This window comes from Stenotrophomonas sp. SI-NJAU-1 (assembly GCF_020883215.1).
Taxonomy (GTDB): Bacteria; Pseudomonadota; Gammaproteobacteria; order Xanthomonadales; family Xanthomonadaceae; genus Stenotrophomonas; species Stenotrophomonas indicatrix.
The window spans coordinates 858,133-877,122 of the sequence record NZ_CP086598.1 but is presented as its reverse complement, the minus strand read 5'-3'; the positions used below and the strand labels follow the sequence as shown (position 1 = coordinate 877,122).

30 protein-coding genes are annotated in these 18,990 nt (G+C 63.0%); 1 reads left to right on the top strand and 29 read right to left on the bottom strand.

Annotation, left to right across the window (positions count from 1 at the left end):
- Positions 1 to 173: 173 nt before the first annotated feature.
- Positions 174 to 2,300: a TonB-dependent receptor gene (locus LMF57_RS03920; protein ID WP_229290894.1), complete on the top strand. Its 2,127-nt coding sequence runs from the start codon at positions 174 to 176 to the stop codon at positions 2,298 to 2,300.
- Between the two features lie 162 nt (positions 2,301 to 2,462).
- On the opposite strand, the gene LMF57_RS03915 is transcribed toward LMF57_RS03920, so the two are convergent.
- The 29 genes from LMF57_RS03915 to tuf all read right to left on the bottom strand — a co-directional run bounded on the left by LMF57_RS03915 (position 2,463) and on the right by tuf (position 18,942).
- Complete coding sequence (locus LMF57_RS03915) at positions 2,463 to 2,969, bottom strand: disulfide bond formation protein B (protein WP_025879322.1); 507 nt, start codon at positions 2,967 to 2,969, stop codon at positions 2,463 to 2,465.
- A 212-nt stretch (positions 2,970 to 3,181) separates the two neighbouring features.
- A complete protein-coding gene (gene rplQ, locus LMF57_RS03910; RefSeq protein WP_093817440.1) occupies positions 3,182 to 3,565 on the bottom strand; it encodes a 50S ribosomal protein L17 in 384 nt (127 codons plus the stop codon).
- 197 nt (positions 3,566 to 3,762) lie between these two features.
- Complete coding sequence (rpoA, locus tag LMF57_RS03905) at positions 3,763 to 4,761, bottom strand: DNA-directed RNA polymerase subunit alpha (RefSeq protein WP_049470514.1); 999 nt, start codon at positions 4,759 to 4,761, stop codon at positions 3,763 to 3,765.
- 55 nt (positions 4,762 to 4,816) lie between these two features.
- Positions 4,817 to 5,446, bottom strand: a complete 630-nt coding sequence (gene rpsD / locus LMF57_RS03900) for a 30S ribosomal protein S4 (protein ID WP_025879319.1) — start codon at positions 5,444 to 5,446, stop codon at positions 4,817 to 4,819.
- A gap of 15 nt (positions 5,447 to 5,461) precedes the next feature.
- Entirely contained in the window at positions 5,462 to 5,851 is a 390-nt protein-coding gene (gene rpsK / locus LMF57_RS03895) for a 30S ribosomal protein S11 (RefSeq protein WP_004145443.1), read from the bottom strand.
- Between the two features lie 11 nt (positions 5,852 to 5,862).
- Complete coding sequence (gene rpsM / locus LMF57_RS03890; RefSeq protein WP_025879318.1) at positions 5,863 to 6,219, bottom strand: 30S ribosomal protein S13; 357 nt, start codon at positions 6,217 to 6,219, stop codon at positions 5,863 to 5,865.
- A 346-nt stretch (positions 6,220 to 6,565) separates the two neighbouring features.
- Positions 6,566 to 7,933 carry a preprotein translocase subunit SecY gene (gene secY / locus LMF57_RS03885; protein ID WP_025879317.1) on the bottom strand — a complete coding sequence of 456 codons (1,368 nt, stop codon included), beginning with the start codon at positions 7,931 to 7,933 and terminating at the stop codon, positions 6,566 to 6,568.
- 7 nt (positions 7,934 to 7,940) lie between these two features.
- The gene (gene rplO / locus LMF57_RS03880) at positions 7,941 to 8,384 is read right to left on the bottom strand and encodes a 50S ribosomal protein L15 (RefSeq protein ID WP_049470509.1); all 444 of its coding nucleotides are present in this window, start codon (positions 8,382 to 8,384) and stop codon (positions 7,941 to 7,943) included.
- Between the two features lie 6 nt (positions 8,385 to 8,390).
- Positions 8,391 to 8,582 (bottom strand): 50S ribosomal protein L30, encoded by a 192-nt coding sequence (gene rpmD / locus LMF57_RS03875; RefSeq protein ID WP_004154497.1) that lies wholly within the window; start codon positions 8,580 to 8,582, stop codon positions 8,391 to 8,393.
- The gene (gene rpsE / locus LMF57_RS03870) at positions 8,575 to 9,117 is read right to left on the bottom strand and encodes a 30S ribosomal protein S5 (RefSeq protein WP_049470506.1); all 543 of its coding nucleotides are present in this window, start codon (positions 9,115 to 9,117) and stop codon (positions 8,575 to 8,577) included. The genes rpmD and rpsE overlap by 8 nt, the downstream gene beginning before the upstream one ends.
- A gap of 161 nt (positions 9,118 to 9,278) precedes the next feature.
- On the bottom strand, positions 9,279 to 9,632 hold the full coding sequence (gene rplR, locus LMF57_RS03865) for a 50S ribosomal protein L18 (protein WP_093817438.1): 354 nt from the start codon (positions 9,630 to 9,632) through the stop codon (positions 9,279 to 9,281).
- A 32-nt stretch (positions 9,633 to 9,664) separates the two neighbouring features.
- Complete coding sequence (rplF, locus tag LMF57_RS03860; protein ID WP_049470500.1) at positions 9,665 to 10,189, bottom strand: 50S ribosomal protein L6; 525 nt, start codon at positions 10,187 to 10,189, stop codon at positions 9,665 to 9,667.
- A gap of 17 nt (positions 10,190 to 10,206) precedes the next feature.
- Complete coding sequence (gene rpsH, locus LMF57_RS03855) at positions 10,207 to 10,605, bottom strand: 30S ribosomal protein S8 (protein ID WP_025879311.1); 399 nt, start codon at positions 10,603 to 10,605, stop codon at positions 10,207 to 10,209.
- A gap of 232 nt (positions 10,606 to 10,837) precedes the next feature.
- A complete protein-coding gene (rpsN, locus tag LMF57_RS03850) occupies positions 10,838 to 11,143 on the bottom strand; it encodes a 30S ribosomal protein S14 (protein ID WP_049470498.1) in 306 nt (101 codons plus the stop codon).
- Between the two features lie 18 nt (positions 11,144 to 11,161).
- Complete coding sequence (gene rplE / locus LMF57_RS03845) at positions 11,162 to 11,704, bottom strand: 50S ribosomal protein L5 (RefSeq protein ID WP_049470496.1); 543 nt, start codon at positions 11,702 to 11,704, stop codon at positions 11,162 to 11,164.
- Between the two features lie 11 nt (positions 11,705 to 11,715).
- The gene (gene rplX, locus LMF57_RS03840) at positions 11,716 to 12,033 is read right to left on the bottom strand and encodes a 50S ribosomal protein L24 (RefSeq protein ID WP_004145359.1); all 318 of its coding nucleotides are present in this window, start codon (positions 12,031 to 12,033) and stop codon (positions 11,716 to 11,718) included.
- A gap of 16 nt (positions 12,034 to 12,049) precedes the next feature.
- Positions 12,050 to 12,418, bottom strand: a complete 369-nt coding sequence (gene rplN, locus LMF57_RS03835) for a 50S ribosomal protein L14 (RefSeq protein ID WP_010483978.1) — start codon at positions 12,416 to 12,418, stop codon at positions 12,050 to 12,052.
- Positions 12,419 to 12,430: 12 nt separating this feature from the next.
- A complete protein-coding gene (gene rpsQ, locus LMF57_RS03830) occupies positions 12,431 to 12,700 on the bottom strand; it encodes a 30S ribosomal protein S17 (RefSeq protein ID WP_004145355.1) in 270 nt (89 codons plus the stop codon).
- An 11-nt stretch (positions 12,701 to 12,711) separates the two neighbouring features.
- Positions 12,712 to 12,897 (bottom strand): 50S ribosomal protein L29, encoded by a 186-nt coding sequence (rpmC, locus tag LMF57_RS03825; RefSeq protein ID WP_025879306.1) that lies wholly within the window; start codon positions 12,895 to 12,897, stop codon positions 12,712 to 12,714.
- On the bottom strand, positions 12,897 to 13,310 hold the full coding sequence (gene rplP, locus LMF57_RS03820; RefSeq protein ID WP_025879305.1) for a 50S ribosomal protein L16: 414 nt from the start codon (positions 13,308 to 13,310) through the stop codon (positions 12,897 to 12,899). Before rplP ends, rpmC begins: the two co-directional genes overlap by 1 nt.
- 5 nt (positions 13,311 to 13,315) lie before the next feature.
- Complete coding sequence (gene rpsC / locus LMF57_RS03815) at positions 13,316 to 14,050, bottom strand: 30S ribosomal protein S3 (protein ID WP_004145350.1); 735 nt, start codon at positions 14,048 to 14,050, stop codon at positions 13,316 to 13,318.
- A gap of 18 nt (positions 14,051 to 14,068) precedes the next feature.
- Positions 14,069 to 14,404 carry a 50S ribosomal protein L22 gene (rplV, locus tag LMF57_RS03810; RefSeq protein WP_004145348.1) on the bottom strand — a complete coding sequence of 112 codons (336 nt, stop codon included), beginning with the start codon at positions 14,402 to 14,404 and terminating at the stop codon, positions 14,069 to 14,071.
- 12 nt (positions 14,405 to 14,416) lie between these two features.
- A complete protein-coding gene (rpsS, locus tag LMF57_RS03805) occupies positions 14,417 to 14,686 on the bottom strand; it encodes a 30S ribosomal protein S19 (protein WP_004145340.1) in 270 nt (89 codons plus the stop codon).
- A gap of 6 nt (positions 14,687 to 14,692) precedes the next feature.
- Complete coding sequence (gene rplB / locus LMF57_RS03800) at positions 14,693 to 15,520, bottom strand: 50S ribosomal protein L2 (protein ID WP_049470491.1); 828 nt, start codon at positions 15,518 to 15,520, stop codon at positions 14,693 to 14,695.
- A gap of 10 nt (positions 15,521 to 15,530) precedes the next feature.
- Positions 15,531 to 15,830, bottom strand: coding sequence for a 50S ribosomal protein L23 (gene rplW / locus LMF57_RS03795; RefSeq protein WP_049470489.1), 300 nt, complete (start codon positions 15,828 to 15,830; stop codon positions 15,531 to 15,533).
- Positions 15,827 to 16,432: a 50S ribosomal protein L4 gene (gene rplD / locus LMF57_RS03790; protein WP_049470486.1), complete on the bottom strand. Its 606-nt coding sequence runs from the start codon at positions 16,430 to 16,432 to the stop codon at positions 15,827 to 15,829. Before rplD ends, rplW begins: the two co-directional genes overlap by 4 nt.
- A 12-nt stretch (positions 16,433 to 16,444) precedes the next feature.
- Positions 16,445 to 17,095, bottom strand: coding sequence for a 50S ribosomal protein L3 (rplC, locus tag LMF57_RS03785; RefSeq protein WP_059066096.1), 651 nt, complete (start codon positions 17,093 to 17,095; stop codon positions 16,445 to 16,447).
- Between the two features lie 11 nt (positions 17,096 to 17,106).
- The gene (gene rpsJ / locus LMF57_RS03780) at positions 17,107 to 17,418 is read right to left on the bottom strand and encodes a 30S ribosomal protein S10 (protein ID WP_010341589.1); all 312 of its coding nucleotides are present in this window, start codon (positions 17,416 to 17,418) and stop codon (positions 17,107 to 17,109) included.
- A gap of 333 nt (positions 17,419 to 17,751) precedes the next feature.
- Complete coding sequence (gene tuf, locus LMF57_RS03775; RefSeq protein WP_117309620.1) at positions 17,752 to 18,942, bottom strand: elongation factor Tu; 1,191 nt, start codon at positions 18,940 to 18,942, stop codon at positions 17,752 to 17,754.
- Positions 18,943 to 18,990 lie beyond the last annotated feature (48 nt).

The window sequence follows — 18,990 nt, the reverse complement described above, 5'->3', positions numbered from 1 at the left end:
GGCGCAAAGGGCCGGGCCCGGTCATGACTGCCTGAACGGTGTGGAAAGGGGCCGTGTGATCGGCCAGAAACGGCATGGTCGCCATCGCCGGACAGGCGCATGATCGGCACGCAGTTGTTACGGAGTAACACTCCCTCATGGACCGGCCCCTCCCCCTTCCCTGCCCATTTCCCATGAAGACCTCCCTGCTCACCACCGCCATCACCTTCGCCCTGATCCTCACCAGCCAACCCGTGCTTGCCGCCGACGCCGATGCCAGCGCCGCTGCGATCAAGGACCTTGACGTGGTCACCGTCAGCGCCCAGCTCGACCAGGCCCGCAACGCCCTGTCACCGGACATCGGCAGCAGCCAGTACCAGATCACCGCCGAGGACATCGAGAAGCAGCCGCTGGGCGCCTCCGCCCCGCTCAGCCAGGTGCTGCTGCAGGCCCCGGGTGTGGTCCAGGACTCTTACGGTGGCGTGCACGTGCGCGGCGACCACGCCAACCTGCAGTACCGCATCAACGGCGTACTGCTGCCCGAATCGATCTCCGGCTTCGGCCAGACCCTGGATGCCCGCACCATCAAGAGCATCCGCCTGATGGACGGCGCCCTGCCGGCGCAGTTCGGTGAACGCACCGCCGCGGTGGTCGATATCACCACCCGCAGTGGCGCCGAGCTGGGCAACGGCGGCAGCGCTGGCATCACCGCCGGTTCGTTCGGCAAGGTCAACCCGAACGCCTCCTGGTGGGGCAACCAGGGCCGCTGGAGCTGGTTCCTGACCGGCAACTACGATCGGAACGAGGTCGGGCTGGAGAATCCCACCAGCGCACGCAGGCCGCTGCATGACGACACCCACCAGGGGAAGGCCTTTGCCGACCTGACCTACCTGGTCAACGACAGCACCCGCCTGAGCGTGTTCGCCGGCGTTGCCAACAACCGCTTCCAGATCCCGGTCAACCCGGGGCAGACCCCGCAGTTCGGCTACATGGACACCACCACCTTCGATTCCAGCCAGCTGGACGAAACCCAGCGCGAGACCACCCGCTTCGGCATGCTGGTGCTGCAGGGCACGCTGGGCCAGACCACGTACCAGCTCTCGGCCGGCCAGCGCTACAGCGATGTGGCCTTCAATCCGGACGTCGTGGGCGACCTGGTGTTCAGCGGCGTCGCCTCCCAGGTCCAGCGCAGCAACCGCGCCAACACCCTGCAGGCCGATTTCTCCACACCGCTGGGCGACAACCACACCCTGCGTTATGGCCTGTATGGCAACTACGAGCGCGCCGCCGCCAACAACAGCAGCTGGGTCTTCCCGGTCGACGCCGATGGGCGGCAGACGAGCACCACGCCACGGCTGATCCCGGACCGCAATGCCTTCCACGCCAGCACCGCAGCCTTGTACGTGCAGGACGAGTGGCGGATCGGCGATGACTGGACCGTCAATTACGGCCTGCGCGGCGACCGCTTCAAGGCCTTCGGTCACACCGAGGGCCAGCTCAGCCCACGCCTGGGCGTGGTCTGGAACGCCAGCGACAGCACCACCGTGCACGCCGGCTATTCGCGCTACTTCACCCCGCCCGCCAGCGAGCTGGTCGCCGGCAGCGATCTGGCCCTGTTCGATGGCACCAGCAACCAGCAACCGACCGGTGGCAGCACCACGCCTTTGTCCGAGCGCAGTGACTACTACGATATCGGCGTGTCACAGCAGGTCGGCAACCACCTCACCCTCGGCCTGGATGCCTACGACCGTCGCGTGCACCGCCTGCAGGACGAAGGCCAGTTCGGCGCCGCCTACATCTATTCCACCTTCAACTATCGCCGCGGCCACATCCACGGTCTGGAGTTCAGCGCCGACTACAGCAACGGGCCGATCAGCGCGTACTTCAACGCGGCCTACAACAAGGCCATGGGCACCCAGGTCATCACCAGCCAGTACAACCTCGATCCGGATGCACTGGCCTACGTACAGCAGAACTGGATCCATCTTGACCACGACCAGAAGCTGACGTCTTCCGGCGGTGTCAGCTACGCCTTCGCTGGCCATAACCGGGTGGGCGCGAACTACGTGTACGGCAGCGGCCTGCGCTCGGACATCGAGGGCGTGCCCAACGGCGGCGAGCTGCCGTCGTACCTGCAGGTCAATCTCAGCGCCGCGCATGACTTCAACGCCGACAGCGGCCATCCGCTGCACGTGCAGCTGGCGGTGATCAACGCGCTGGATCGCAGCTACCAGCTGCGCGATGGCGGTGGCATCGGCGTGTTCGCGCCGCAGTGGGGCCCACGTCGCGGCGCTTACCTGAGCCTGCAGCAGGACTTCTGAGGTACCACCGACTGCCGGCCAGCATTCGCACGGGACTGCACTGCCCCTGGGATTGCCGGCCAGCGGCCGGCACTACCGGAAAACAGTAGAGCCGCGCCATGCGTGGCTGCAGGCGGGGGCAGATCCCTTTGGGATGCAAAGGAATCTGACCCCGTTTTGCTTTCAGTGCTTGACCTTGCGCAGCGACACCACCAGCGCCCACAGCGCCAGCAGCACGAACCACACGCCCGACCACATCGGCATGGTCAGGCCAAGGAACGTCCAGTCGATGTTGCCGCAGTTGCCGGTGCCGGTCAGCACGGTGCGGAACACTTCCAGCGGCCCCATGGTCTCGCGCAGGAAGGCCAGCGGCGGGCCACACGTCGCTCCCATTTCCGGCGGCAGCATCTGCACGTAGACATGGCGTGCGGCGATGCCCACGCCCACGGCGGCAGCGATGAACGCGAGGATGCCGTAGGTCGCCCGTCCCGGACGGTTGGACGGCCCATGCAGGGCGCCGATCAGGAACAGCAGGCCCAGGGCCGCGAACGCCAGGCGCTGGAAGATGCACAGCGGACACGGCTCCAGCCCCATCTTCAGCTGCAGGAAGATGGCGTAGCCCAGCAGGCCCGCGCAGATCAGGAAGCCCAGCAGGAACTGGGCGCGGAAAGGCCAGCGCAGAGGATTCATCGGCAACGCTCGTGTAGTACGGACCGCAAGCGTAACCGAGAGTGCGCGCCGTTCGAACCGCCACAACGTCGCGCCCGTCGGAACACGCCGGTGCGCGCGCGGCAACATGCGGGATCATCCACGCCCGGCGTGGATCTCCATCCGTCGCCCAGAAACGGAAAAACCCGGCACGAGGCCGGGTTCTTCACCGAATGACGGGTGTTGCGCGTCGATTACTCTTCGACGGCTTCAGCCACGGCCGGACGGTCAACCAGCTCAACGTAGGCCATCGGCGCGTTGTCGCCAGCGCGGAAGCCGCACTTCAGCAGGCGCAGGTAACCACCCGGACGATTCGCGTAGCGCGGGCCCAGGATGGTGAACAGGTTGCCGACGGCTTCGTTGTCGCGCAGGCGGGCGAAGGCCAGACGACGGTTGGCGACGGAGTCGACCTTGGCCAGGGTGATCAGCGGCTCGGCGACGCGGCGCAGTTCCTTGGCCTTCGGCAGGGTGGTCTTGATCAGCTCGTGCTTGAACAGCGAGGCAGCCATGTTCTTGAACATCGCTTCGCGGTGGGCGCTGGTACGGCTGAACTTACGGCCGGATTTCTGGTGACGCATGGTGATATTCCTTGGTTAATGATGTGGCTTTGCGGATCGTTGTCGCCTTCCTGGCGCTGCTGCTCGGACTGCGGTTGGTCCTGGCCATCCGTCCTGGACGACCTGCCCGCGAACCTTCGTTCGTCGTGGCGGTGTTGCCTTGGTGCAATGGCCCCGTCGTTGCCGACGGGGCCACGCGGTCTTGCAGAAAGGCGTTATCAGCCCAGCATGCCGTGGCTGGCGACGCCGGCCGGCGGCCAGTTCTCCAGCTTCATGCCGAGCGACAGGCCACGCTGGGCCAGCACTTCCTTGATCTCGGTGAGCGACTTCTTACCCAGGTTCGGGGTCTTCAGCAGCTCGACTTCGGTCTTCTGGATCAGATCGCCGATGTAGTAGATGCTCTCGGCCTTCAGGCAGTTGGCCGAACGCACGGTCAGCTCCAGATCGTCGATCGGGCGCAGCAGCACCGGATCCACGCCGTTGTTGGCCGGCTTCGCCGCACCGCGGTCGCGGTGGGTGAAGTCACCGAACACCGACAGCTGATCGCTGAGGATGTCGGCAGCGGTACGCACTGCTTCTTCGGCGTCGATGGTGCCGTTGGTCTCGATATCGATGACCAGCTTGTCCAGGTCGGTGCGCTGTTCGACACGAGCCGCTTCCACGGCATAGGCGACACGGCGGACCGGCGAGAACGAGGCATCCAGGACCAGGCGGCCGATGGCACGGGTTTCTTCGTCCGGACGACGACGCGCAGCGGCCGGCTGATAGCCGAAACCACGCTCGATCTTCAGACGCATGTTCACTGCCGTGTCCTTGGTCAGGTGGCAGATCACGTGGTCGCCGTTCAGGATCTCCACGTTGTGGTCGACCTTGATGTCGGCAGCGGTGACAACGCCCGGACCCTGCTTGGACAGGGACAGCGTCGCGTTGTCGCCGGAGTGCATACGGATGGCCACGTCCTTCAGGTTCAGCAGGACTTCGAGCACGTCCTCCTGCAGACCTTCGACCGTGGTGTACTCATGCAACACGCCGTCGATTTCGACTTCCGTGATGGCGAAGCCCGGGATGGACGACAGCAGCACGCGACGCAGGGCATTACCCAGCGTATGCCCGTAACCCCGCTCCAAAGGTTCGATAACGACCTTTGCACGGGTGTCGGTAAGGCGTTCGATCTGCGGACCGCGAGGACGCAGAACCTGGTTGGCGGTAACCGTCATGTTGCGGGTTCTCCTAGTGAACCCCCGGCCGTCGCCGGGGGCTCTCCAATGTGAATTACTTCGAATACAGCTCGACGATCAGCGCTTCGTTGATGTCCGCAGGCAGATCCGAACGATCCGGAACAGCCTTGAAGATGCCGGAGAACTTGCCGGAATCCACTTCAACCCACGACGGGCTCAGGTCATGCTGGGCGGCGACGGTCAGGGCTTCCTGGACGCGCAGCTGCTTGGCAGCCTTTTCAGACAGGGCGATGGCGTCGCCAGCCTTGACCTGGTACGAGGCGAGGTTGACCGACTTGCCATTCACGGTGACGCCGCGGTGCGACACCAGCTGACGGGCAGCCGGACGGGTCACGGCGAAGCCCATGCGGTAGACAACGTTGTCCAGGCGGGTTTCCAGCAGCTGCAGGAGGTTCTCGCCGGTGTTGCCCTTCTTGGTCGAGGCCTTCTTGTAGTAGTTGCGGAACTGACGCTCCAGCAGACCGTAGATACGCTTGACCTTCTGCTTTTCACGCAGCTGGGTAGCGTAGTCGGACAGCTTGCCCTTGCGGGCGGTGGCGCCATGCTGGCCGGGCTTCTGCTCCAACTTGCACTTGGAGTCCAGCGCACGCGCCGGGCTCTTCAGGGACAGGTCGGCGCCTTCGCGACGGGCGAGCTTACAGGTAGGACCGATATAACGAGCCATTTCTTATCGCTCCCTTTAGACGCGACGCTTCTTCGGCGGACGGCACCCGTTGTGCGGGATAGGCGTCACGTCGATGATGTTGGTGATCTTGTAGCCGACGTTGTTCAACGAACGCACGGCCGACTCACGGCCCGGACCCGGACCCTTGATGCGGACTTCCAGCGACTTCACGCCGTAGTCCAGCGCAGCACGACCGGCCTTTTCGGCAGCCACCTGGGCTGCGAACGGGGTCGACTTGCGCGAACCGCGGAAGCCAGCGCCACCGGAGGTCGCCCACGACAGAGCGTTGCCCTGGCGGTCGGTGATGGTCACGATGGTGTTGTTGAACGAAGCGTGGACGTGGGCAACGCCGTCGGTGACGACGCGCTTGATCTTCTTCTTGGTCTTAGCAGCAGGCTTAGCCATTTATAGGTCCCTTACTTCCTGATCGCCTTGCGCGGGCCCTTGCGGGTGCGGGCGTTGGTACGGGTGCGCTGGCCACGCAGCGGCAGACCGCGACGGTGACGCAGGCCGCGGTAGCAGCCCAGGTCCATCAGGCGCTTGATCGCGATGCCGATTTCACGGCGCAGATCGCCTTCCACGATGTACTTGCCGACTTCGGCGCGCAGGCGCTCGATTTCCGGCTCCGACAGATCGCGGATCTTGGTGGTCGAAGTGACACCTGCGACTTCGCAGACCTTCTTCGAACGGGTACGGCCGATGCCGTAAATGCTTTGCAACCCGACCCAGACATGCTTCTGGGCTGGCAGGTTGACGCCTGCAATACGCGCCATGACGCGGTTCTCCAGCTGAGTGATGGCCGACAGCGCGCTCGAGGCACGCCGATCCGGCAGGATGGATCAAAAAAGTGAACCAGTGATACTAACAAGGTTCCGGTCTACTTGGAAGCCCGTGAAACCAGAGGTTTCATGAACCCGGCCCGGGGAGTGTGCCCAGGCTCCGGCGCCGGATGGGGTTGGACCTGGAGTTTCCTCCGGGGCCGCCCGCGCTACTCCAGCGCGGGACCACCACATCACACCCCCACCCGGAACCGCTGCGGGGGCCGCCCTTCGTTTGTGTGGCCGGAGTCCGCGAAGCGGAGGACCATCACGTCAGGAAGACGAAAGTATAACAGGCGAATCAGCCGCGAGCAAAACCACCGCGGTTGCCGCCCTTCAGGTTGGCCTTCTTCAGCAGGCTCTCATACTGGTGGGACATCAGGTGCGCCTGCACCTGGGCGATGAAGTCCATCACCACCACCACCACGATCAGCAGCGAAGTACCGCCGAAGTAGAACGAGGCATTCAGCTGCGTGCGCATCAGTTCCGGCAGCAGGCAGACGATCACCAGGTACGCCGAACCGGCAGCGGTCAGTCGGGTCAGCACGCCGTCGATGTAGTCGGCGGTGGCCTTGCCCGGACGGATGCCCGGAATCAGCGCACCGGACTTCTTCAGGTTGTCGGCGGTTTCCTGCGAGTTGAACACCAGCGCGGTATAGAAGAACGCGAAACCGGTGATCAGCGCAGCGAACACGATCATGTGCAGCGGCTCGCCCGGGCCCAGGGCATTGGCGACCTTCTGCAGGGTCTGGCCAAAGGTGCTCTGGTTGGCAGCCTGGCCGGACCACATGGCCAGGGTGGCCGGGAACGCCAGCAGGCTTGAGGCGAAGATCGCCGGGATGACGCCGGCCATGTTCAGCTTCAGCGGCAGGAACGAGGTCTGGTTCATGTACGCGTTGCGACCGCCCTGGCGGCGCGCGTAGTTCACCGTGATCCGGCGCTGGCCGCGCTCGACGAACACCACGAAGAAGGTGAAGGCGAGCACGACGATGGCGATCAGCAGCAGCTGGATGAACTGGATGTTGCCGTCGCGGTAGGCGTCGAAGGTGTGGATGACCGCACCCGGCAGGCCCGCCACGATACCGGCGAAGATGATCAGCGACACGCCGTTGCCGATACCGCGCTCGGTGACCTGCTCACCGACCCACATCAGGAACATGGTGCCGGCAGTCAATGCGACCACGGCAGTGAGCACGAAGCCCATGCCCGGCATGTACACGACCGGTGCGCCGGTCGGCGAGACCTGGCCCTGCAGCGCCAGCGCGATCGAGCCGCCCTGCACCACTGCGAGAAGCACGGCGCCGATGCGCGAATACTGGGTGATCTTGCGGCGGCCGGACTCACCTTCCTTCTGCATCGCCTTGAGGGCGGGGAAGATGTGCACGGCCAGCTGCATCACGATCGATGCCGAGATGTACGGCATCACGTTCAGCGCGAAGATGCTGAAACGGTGCAGGGCGCCGCCCGAGAACATGTTGAACATGTCCACGATGCCGCCGCCCTGCTGTTGCATCATGGCAAGCATGGCATCGGGATTGACGCCCGGCACCGGCACGTAGCAGCCGATGCGATAGACGATCAAAGCCCCGACGACGAACAGCAAACGTTGGCGAAGTTCAGTGAACTTGCCCATTCCGCCCGCGAGGTTACCGATGCCAGCTTGCGCCATGATTCTCTTACTCCGTTACGCTGCCGCCGGCAGCTTCGATCGCAGCCTTGGCACCGGCCGTGGCAGCAACACCCTTCAGGGTGAACGCCTTGGTCACTTCGCCCTTGACGACGACCTTGGCCTTCTTGGCAGTGCTCGGGACCAGCTTGGCCGCACGCAGGGCAGCGAAGTCGATCTCGCCGGCCGGCAGCTTGTCCAGCTGGTACAGCAGCACTTCAGCGGTGTCCTTGGCGATCGGCGAACGGAAGCCGATCTTCGGCAGACGACGCTGCATGGGGGTCTGGCCGCCTTCGAAGCCAGCCTTGATCTTGCCGCCACCCTTGCGGGCGAACGAACCCTTGTGGCCGCGGCCACAGGTCTTGCCCAGGCCGGAGCCGATACCGCGACCGACGCGGGTACGTTCCTGACGGGCGCCCGGTGCCGGGCTCAGTTCATTGAGACGCAGAGTCATGATCGATTACTCCTCAACCTTGACGAGGTAGTGAACGGTGTTGATCAGACCGCGAACCTGCGGGCTGTCCTTCAGTTCACGGACATCGTTGAGCTTGTTCAGGCCCAGGGCACGCACCGACAGGCGGTGACGCGACTGAGTACCACGCAGGCCACGCACCAGGCGCACCTTCACAGTCTTGTTGGACTCATTAGCCATGGTTGAGTTCCTCCACCTTCTTGCCGCGCTTGGCCGCGATGCGAGCCGGCGACTGCGCTGCAGTCAGGCCCTTCACGGTGGCACGCACCAGGTTGATCGGGTTGCGCGAACCGGTGGCCTTGGCCAGCACGTTCTTCACGCCAACCGCTTCCAGGACGGCGCGCATGGCACCACCGGCGATGACGCCGGTACCTTCGGAAGCCGGCTGCATGAACACGCGCGCTGCGCCGTGACCATCCTTGATGGTGTGCCACAGGGTGCCGTTGTTCAGGTCAACGGTAACCAGGTTCTTGCGAGCCTGTTCCATCGACTTCTGGATGGCGACCGGCACTTCGCGGGCCTTGCCATAACCGAAACCGACCTTGCCTTCGCCGTCGCCGACGACAGTCAGGGCGGTGAAGGTGAACTGACGGCCACCCTTGACGGTCTTGCTGACGCGGTTGACCGCGACCAGCTTTTCGATCATGCCGTCGTCGACTTTCTCTTCGCGGTTACGGTCGCGATCGCGACCCCGCTGCTGACGTTCTTCTGCCATGTTTATTCCTTGGTTGTTGGGTTATGTACGGCTCGAGGCCGCTTATGGTTGTGGAGTGGTGCGTTGTTGCGGTGGGCCACTGCAGAAGAGCGGCGCCGCCCAGCCTCACTCAGGCTGGCGAGCAGGCGGACAGGGGGCATCAAGCCCCCTGCCCTTATCCCTTAGAACTGCAGGCCGGCTTCGCGGGCGGCGTCAGCCAGGGCCTTGATGCGGCCGTGGTAACGGTAACCCGAACGATCGAAGGCAACCTTCTCGATGCCGGCGGCCTTGGCGCGCTCAGCGACGATGCGGCCAACCTTGGCAGCGGCATCAGCGTTCTTGCCGTTCTTCAGGCCGTCCTTGACGTCGGCCTGGGTGGTGTTGGCAGCAGCCAGCACCTTCGAGCCGTCAGCGGTGAAGACCTGCGCGTACAGGTGCTGGCCGGTGCGCAGCACCGACAGGCGTGCAACGCCGAGCTCACGGATGTGGGCACGGGTCGACTTGGCGCGACGCAGGCGGGCGATGTTCTTGTTCATGATCTTTTTCCCTGGAAAGCGGAAGGTCCTAATTAGGCCTTCTTGGCTTCCTTGCGAATGATGACTTCGTCGGAGTACTTCACGCCCTTGCCCTTGTACGGCTCCGGCTTGCGGAACGCACGGATCTTGGCGGCAGCTTCACCGACGGCCTGCTTGTCAGCGCCCTGCACCAGGATTTCGGTCTGGGTCGGGGTGGTGATGGTGATGCCTTCCGGCGCCACGAACACAACCGGGTGCGAGAAGCCCAGCGACAGGCTGAGGTCCTTGCCCTGCATGGCGGCACGGTAACCCACGCCGACCAGCTCCAGCTTGCGCTCGAAGCCTTCGGAAACACCCTTGACCATGTTGGACAGGATGGCGCGGACGGTACCGGTCAGCGGGATCAGATCCACGTTGTCGGTGCTCAGGGTGGCAACGCCGTTCTCGACGTTGATGTTGATACCAGCCGGCTTGGCCAGCGACAGGGTGCCCTTCGGGCCCTTGGCGGTGACGTTGTCGTTCTGGACGTTCAGTTCAACCTTACCCAGGTCGATCGGCTTCTTGGCTACGCGGGACATGGTCTACTCCTTTCGCCTTAGGCCACGAAGCACAGGACTTCGCCGCCGACGCCCAGCTGGCGCGCCTGCGCATCAGTCATGATGCCCTTGGAGGTGGAAATGATGGAAATACCCAGGCCGTTCATGACCTTCGGCAGTTCGCTTTTGCCGCGGTACTGGCGCAGGCCCGAACGCGAGAAGCGCTTCAGGGTCGCGATGACCGGCTTGCCTTCGAAATACTTCAGCACGATTTCCAGCTCGGACTTGTTGTTCTCGAGCGCGGTCACGCGCAGGTCGGCGATGTAACCCTCGTCCTTCAGGACCTGGGCGATCGCTACCTTGATCTTGGACGACGGGGCTTTCACCGTCTGCTTGCCCACCGCTGCCGCATTCTTGATGCGGACCAGCAGGTCGGCGATGGGATCAGTCATGCTCATATGAGTACCTTTGAGTGCACCGATATCCGCTTTCGCGAAAATCTGTTGTCTCCTGGAAACGGGCCAGGCCCCCTCCCCTTACGTCTTCGCGCAGGGCAAGACGCGGGAGTATACGCCAAAAGAGCCCGACTTGCGTCGGGCTCTTCGGGTTTTTTGCAGAGGGAAAGCTGAACGCCCCCTCCCCGGCTGCGAAGGCCCCCGGAGGAGCCCTCGCCGGCAGGACCGGCTGGGATTACCAGCTGGCCTTGCGCAGGCCCGGAACGTCACCACGCATGGTGGCTTCACGCAGCTTGTTGCGGCCCAGGCCGAACTTGCTGTAGACGCCACGCGGACGGCCCGACAGTTCGCAACGGTTGCGCTGGCGGCTCGGCGACGAATCGCGCGGCAGCTTGGCCAGCTTGGTTGCGGCGTCGATCTTCTCTTCGTAGCTCGCGTCCACCGAGGACACGATCTTCTTCAGAGCCGCACGCTTGTCAGCGTACTTCTTGGCCAGCTTTTCCCGCTTGATGTCGCGGTTGACCATGGAGGTCTTTGCCATTTCGGTTTCCTCGACGAATCAGTTACGGAACGGGAACTTGAACGCTGCCAGCAGCGCCTTCGCTTCCGCGTCGGTCTTCGCAGTGGTGGTGATGGCGATATCCATGCCGCGGATCGCGTCGACAGCGTCGAAGTCGATTTCCGGGAAGATGATCTGTTCCTTCACACCCATGTTGAAGTTGCCGCGACCGTCGAAGGAACGACCGGAAACACCACGGAAGTCGCGCACGCGCGGCAGCGAGATGTTGATCAGGCGGTCCAGGAACTCGTACATCTTGTGGCGACGCAGCGTGGTCTTGCAACCAATCGGCCAACCATCACGGATCTTGAACGACGCAACCGAGATACGCGACTTGGTGACAACCGGCTTCTGGCCGGAAATCTTGGTCATGTCGCCGACGGCGTTTTCCAGGATCTTCTTGTTGGTGGCCGCTTCGCCGACACCCATGTTCAGGGTGACCTTGACGAGCTTCGGCACTTCCATCGAATTGGTGTAGCCGAACTGCTTCATCAGCGCCGGCACCACTTCTTCCTTGTAAAACTTTTCGAGACGGGAAGTCATCTTCTCATTCCTCAGGCGTCAAGCGCCTCACCGCTGGAGCGGAACACACGCAGTTTGCGTCCATCCTCCAGCACCTTGAAGCCAACGCGTTCGCCCTTGCCCGAAGCCGGGTTCAGCACATTCACGTTGGAGATATGGATCGACGCTTCACGCTCGACCACGCCGCCGGCAACACCTGCCTGCGGGTTCGGCTTGGTGTGGCGCTTGACGATGTTCACGTTGGCGACGACCACACGGTCGCCGTCGACGCGGACGATTTCGCCCTGCTTACCCTTGTCCTTGCCGGCGTTGACGACAACCTGGTCGCCCTTCTTGATACGGTTAGCCATGATTATCTCCTGTCGCTCACAGCACTTCGGGAGCGAGCGAGACGATCTTCATGAACTTCTCCGAACGAAGTTCACGAGTCACCGGCCCGAAGATACGGGTGCCGATCGGCTCCTGCTTGTTGTTAAGCAGAACGGCAGCGTTGCCGTCGAAGCGGATCAGCGAGCCGTCGGCGCGACGCACACCCTTGCGGGTACGCACCACGACGGCGTCATACACTTCGCCCTTCTTGACCTTGCCGCGCGGGATCGCATCCTTCACGGTGACCTTGATGATGTCGCCGATGCCGGCGTAACGGCGCTTGGAACCACCCAGCACCTTGAAGCACATCACCTGCTTGGCACCAGAGTTGTCCGCGACGTCAAGGTAGCTCTGCATCTGGATCATGATTCAGACTCCTTATTCAGCCGCACGCGTGATGACTTCCACCACGCGCCAGTTCTTGGTCTTGGACATCGGAGCAATCTCGGTCACGCGGACGACATCGCCTTCCTTGCAGGCGTTGTCGGCATCGTGGGCGTGCAGCTTCGTCGAACGCTTGATGTACTTGCCGTACAGCGCGTGCTTGACCTGACGCTCAACCAGGACGGTAACCGTCTTGTCCATCTTGTTGCTGACGACACGGCCTTCGACCGTGCGCAGCGCCTTGTTTTCAGTATTGTCGCTCATAGCGGCCATCCTTACTTCGTGCTGCCGAGCAGAGTCTTGACGCGAGCAATCTCGCGACGGACCCGGCGGATGTCGTGTGTCTTCGGCAGCTGGCCGGTGACCTGCTGCATACGGACAGAGAACTGTTCCTTACGCAGGTCGATCAGGTGGGCCTTGAGGTCGTCAGCCGACTTTTCACGGAGAGTTTTGATATCCATCAGCGCACCGTCCGGGTCACGAAAGTGGTGGTGACCGAGAGCTTGGCCGCGGCCAGGCGGAACGCCTCGCGTGCCACTTCCTCGGTTACACCCTCGATTTCATAGATCATGCGGCCGGGCTGGATCTGGGCCACCCAGTATTCCACGTTGCCCTTACCGGAACCCATTCGAACTTCGATGGGCTTCTTGGTGATGGGCTTGTCGGGGAACACTCGGATCCACATCTTGCCGCCGCGCTTGACGTAGCGGCTGATCGAGCGGCGAGCCGCTTCGATCTGACGCGCGGTCAGCTGACCGTGGGCGGTTGCCTTCAGGCCGTACTCGCCAAAGCTGACAGCGTTTGCGCTCCAGCTGAGGCCTTCGTTACGGCCCTTGTGCACCTTGCGGTACTTGGTTCGCTTGGGTTGCAACATTGTCGTTACCTCGCTTCACGAGCCGGGCGCTGACGGTCACCGCGGTCGCCGCGATCATGACGATCGTTGCGCGACGGGGTGTCGTCCTGCTTTTCCTGGCCAACCTGGGAGAAATCGAAGACCTCGCCCTTGTAGATCCAGACCTTGATGCCGATGATGCCGTAGGTCGTCTTGGCTTCAGCGAAGCCATAGTCGATGTCGGCACGCAGGGTGTGCAGCGGCACGCGGCCTTCGCGGTACCACTCCGAACGGGCGATTTCTGCACCGTTGAGGCGGCCACCGACGTTGACCTTGATGCCCAGAGCACCCAGGCGCATCGCATTGCCGACCGAGCGCTTCATTGCACGGCGGAACATGATGCGACGCTCCAGCTGCTGGGCGATCGACTCGGCAACGAGCTGTGCGTCCAGTTCCGGCTTGCGCACTTCGGTGACGTTGATGTGCGCCGGGACGCCCATCATTTCGCTCACTTCCTTGCGCAGCTTCTCGATGTCCTCACCGCGCTTGCCGATCACCACGCCCGGACGGGCGGTGTGGATCGTCACGCGAGCGGTCTTGGCCGGACGCTCGATCAGGATCTTGCTGATGCCGGCCTGGGCCAGCTTCTTGCGCAGCATTTCGCGCACTTTCAGGTCGGCTGCCAGGTAACCAGCGAACTCGGCCTTGTTGGCGTACCACTTGGAGTTCCAGTCCTTGGAAATGCCGAGGCGGATACCAATCGGATGAACTTTATGACCCATGGTCTTTTCCTTATCCGCTTACTTGGCGGCGCCCACAACCACAGTGATGTGGCTGGTGCGCTTGAGGATGCGGGTACCGCGGCCTTTCGCCCGCGCCATGAAACGCTTCAGGGTCGGACCTTCATCTACCATGATGGTCTGAACCTTCAGCTCGTCGACGTCGGCGCCCTGGTTGTTCTCGGCATTTGCAATAGCCGACTCCACCACCTTCTTGATCAGGTGGGCAGCCTTCTTGTCCGAGAACTTCAGCAGGTTGACGGCACGCTCGGCCGGCAGACCGCGCACCTGGTCAGCGACCAGACGTGCCTTCTGCGGGGAGATGCGCGCGGTGCGCAGGATGGCTTTCGCTTCCATTGTCATCTCTCCTTACTTGCCCGACTTCTTGTCACCACCGTGACCCTTGAAGGTCCGGGTGATGGCAAATTCGCCAAGCTTGTGGCCGACCATGTTCTCGTTGACGAGAACCGGGATGTGGTTCTTGCCGTTATGCACGGCAATGGTGACGCCTACCATGTCAGGCAGGATCATCGAACGACGCGACCAGGTCTTGATCGGACGCTTGCTACCCGCAGCGGCAGCCACCTTAGCAACCAGGTGGTGATCGACAAACGGGCCCTTCTTGAGTGAACGTGCCATGGTCGATTAGCCCCTACGATCGCGGACGATGAACTGCTGAGTGCGCTTGTTATGGCGCGTCTTGTAACCCTTGGTCGGAACACCCCACGGGGTGACCGGATGCGGATTACCCTGGCCGGCCTTCGCCTCACCACCACCGTGCGGGTGGTCAACCGGGTTCATGGCAGCACCACGAACGGTCGGGCGGACACCGCGCCAACGCTTGGCACCGGCCTTGCCCAGCTTTTCCAGGCTGTGCTCGTCGTTGCCGACTTCGCCGATGGTCGCGCAGCACTCGACCGGAACCTTGCGCATTTCACCCGAGCGCAGGCGCAGGGTGGCGTAGATGCCTTCACGAGCAACCAGCTGCACGGCAGCACCTGCAGCGCGAGCGATCTGAGCGCCCTTGCCCGGCTTCAGCTCGATGCAGTGGATGGTGGTACCGACCGGGATGTTGCGCAGCGGCAGGGTGTTGCCCGCCTTGATCGGGGCGTCCGAACCAGCGATCACCTGATCACCAGCCTTCAGACCCTTCGGGGCGATGATGTAGCGACGCTCGCCGTCGACATAGCACAGCAGGGCGATGTGGGCGGTGCGGTTCGGATCGTATTCGATGCGTTCCACGCGCGCCGGGATGCCCAGCTTGTTGCGCTTGAAGTCAATCAGGCGGTAGTGCTGCTTGGCGCCACCACCGACGTGACGCACGGTGATGCGACCGTGGTGGTTACGACCACCCGAGCGGCTCTGCGACTCGACCAGCGCGGCGTGCGGAGCACCCTTGTGCAGGTCGGGAGTGACCACGCGCACGGCCGAACGGCGGCCGGGGGAGGTGGGCTTGAATTTCATCAATGGCATGGGATGTACCTCAGGCCTTGGCCGTTACATCGATCGACTGGCCGTCGGCCAGGCGAACGTACGCCTTGCGCCAATCGCCGCGGCGGCCAGCACGGTTACGGAAGGACTTGTTCTTGCCCTTGACGTTGACCACGTTGACAGCTTCGACCTTGACGTCGAACAGCTGCTCAACCGCGGCCTTTACATCGGCTTTGGTGGCTTCGTTCGAAATTTCGAAGACGTACTGGTTGGAGAGTTCCTGCAGGCGCGCGGTCTTTTCGGAGACACGCGGGGCACGCAGCACGCTGAAGATTTTTTCGTTGCTGTTCATGCCAGCCACTCCTCGACCTTCTTGACCGCGTCAGCGGTGATGACGACCGTGTCGGCACCGACCAGCGACACCGGGTCCAGACCCTGCACGTCACGCACCTGCACATACGGCAGATTGCGGGCGGACAGGTACAGGTGCTCGGAGGCTTCCTCAGTGACGATCAGCGGGCGCTTGCCCACTTCCAGGCCGGCCAGCTTGGCGATCAGACCCTTCGTGTTGGTCGCTTCGACATCGAAGGACTCCACGATGGTCAGACGGCCCTGACGGTTCAGCTCGGACAGGATCGCGCACATGGCGGCACGGTACTGCTTACGATTGACCTTCTGCTCGAAGCTGCGCGGCTTTGCCGCGAAGGTGACACCGCCGCCGACGAAGATCGGAGCCGTCAGTGCGCCATGACGCGCGCCGCCGCCCTTCTGCTTCTTCGACTTCTTGGTGGTACCTGCCACTTCGGAGCGAGTCTTCTGCGCCTTGGTGCCGGCGCGACCGGCGTTGCGGTAAGCAACGACGACCTGGTGGACCAGATCTTCGCTGAAATCGCGACCGAACACGGCGTCGGAGACCGAGACCTTGTTGTTGCTACCCGTGATAACGAGTTCCATCGTCATCTCTCCTTATGCCTTGCTCGCCGGACGGACGATCACGTCGCCACCCGCCGCGCCCGGAACGGCGCCGCGAACCGCGATCAGACCGCGTTCGACGTCGACCTTGACAACTTCCAGGTTCTGGGTGCTCTGCTGCACCGAGCCCATGTGACCGGACATCTTCTTGCCCGGGAACACGCGACCGGGCGTCTGGCGCTGACCCAGCGAACCCGGCGCGCGATGCGACAGCGAGTTGCCGTGGGTAGCGTCACCCATACGGAAGTTGTAGCGCTTGATGGTGCCCTGGAAGCCCTTACCCTTGGTGACACCCTGGACGTCGACGATCTGGCCGACTTCAAAGATGTCCGCCTTGACTTCGCCACCGACGGCGAAATCGCCGAGCTGGGCGTCTTCAACGCGGAATTCCCACAGGCCACGACCCGCTTCCACCTTCGCCTTGGCGAAGTGGCCGGCTTCCGGCTTGTTGACCAGGGCAGCGCGACGCGCACCGACGGTCACCTGCACGGCGCTGTAGCCGTCAGTTTCGACGGTCTTGATCTGCGCGATGCGGTTGGGGGTTGCTTCGATCAGGGTCACCGGGATGGAACGGCCATCTTCGGTGAACACGCGGCTCATGCCAGCCTTGCGGCCCACGAAGCCCAACGAATACTTCTTCGTCATGGTCGTAGTCCTCAGGTCAGCTTGATCTGAACGTCGACGCCGGCAGCCAGTTCGAGCTTCATCAGCGCGTCCACGGTCTTGTCATTCGGGTCAACGATATCGAGCACGCGCTTGTGCGTGCGGGTCTCGTACTGGTCACGCGCGTCCTTGTCGACGTGCGGGGAGACGAGGATGGTGTAACGCTCGATCTTGGTCGGCAGCGGGATCGGGCCACGCACTTGCGCGCCGGTCCGCTTGGCCGTCTCAACGATCTCGCTGGCCGAACGGTCGATCAGACGATGATCGAACGCTTTCAGCCGGATCCGGATCTTTTGGTCCGCCATGGCGGTAGGTTCCTTCGTTAAAAGAGCGACAGACAAAGCCTCTGGGTTGCTTTGCCCCATGAAATCCCTGAATACAGACGGCCCGCATTCCCGCAGGCCGACAAGGTCAATCCGTAGACCCCAAAAACGTAGGCAGACCCGTTACCCGGCCTGCCCAGACGGAGAAGCATAATGGCACGCAAGGCAGCTGTCAACAGTCTCCTGTTGACGCCGCCTGAATGGCATTGACCCTTCCTGGTCCGGGGAACACAAGGCACATCCTGTGCCTACTTTCCCGTTTTGATACGCCCCGATGCCCTACCCAGGCAACATCGGGGCGCAGAGTCTAGCAGATTACTCGAGGATGGTGGCAACCACGCCAGCACCGACGGTACGGCCACCTTCGCGGATTGCGAAGCGCAGGCCGGCGTCCATGGCGACCGGGTTGATCAGGGTGACAACCATCTTCACGTTGTCGCCCGGCATCACCATCTCGACGCCTTCCGGCAGCTCGACCGCACCGGTGATGTCGGTGGTACGGAAGTAGAACTGCGGACGGTAGCCCTTGAAGAACGGGGTGTGACGGCCGCCCTCGTCCTTCGACAGCACGTACACTTCGGCGTCGAACTTGGTGTGCGGCTTGATCGAACCCGGCTTGGCCAGAACCTGGCCACGCTCGACGTCGTCACGCTTGGTGCCGCGCAGCAGCAGACCGGCATTGTCGCCTGCCTGGCCCTGGTCCAGCAGCTTGCGGAACATTTCCACGCCGGTCACGGTGGTCTTCTGCACCGGACGGATGCCGACGATTTCGATTTCTTCGCCGACCTTGATCACGCCGCGCTCGATACGACCGGTCACCACGGTGCCGCGGCCCGAGATCGAGAACACGTCTTCAACCGGCATCAGGAACGCCTTGTCGACGTCACGCTCCGGGGTCGGGATCCAGGTGTCCAGCGCTTCGACCAGCTTGATGACGGCCGGCACGCCGATGTCGCTCTGGTCGCCTTCCAGCGCCAGGCGGGCCGAACCCGAGATGATCGGGGTGTCGTCGCCCGGGAAGTCGTACTTGCTCAGCAGCTCGCGGACTTCCATTTCGACCAGTTCCAGCAGCTCGGCATCGTCAACCATGTCGGCCTTGTTCAGGAACACGACGATGTACGGCACGCCGACCTGACGCGACAGCAGGATGTGCTCGCGGGTCTGCGGCATCGGGCCGTCAGCGGCCGAGCACACCAGGATCGCGCCGTCCATCTGGGCAGCACCGGTGATCATGTTCTTGACGTAGTCAGCGTGGCCCGGGCAGTCGACGTGGGCGTAGTGACGGGTGGTGGATTCGTATTCGACGTGCGCGGTCGAGATCGTGATGCCACGTGCCTTTTCTTCCGGCGCGGCGTCGATCGCGGAGTAATCCTTGAACTCGCCACCGAAGCGCTCGGCACCGATCTTGGTCAGTGCGGCGGTCAGCGTGGTCTTGCCGTGATCGACGTGACCGATGGTGCCGACGTTGACGTGCGGCTTGGTGCGCTCGAACTTACCCTTTGCCATTGTTCTATACCTTGATTATGTAAGTGGTTTTCAGGAGAGGCTGAGCGA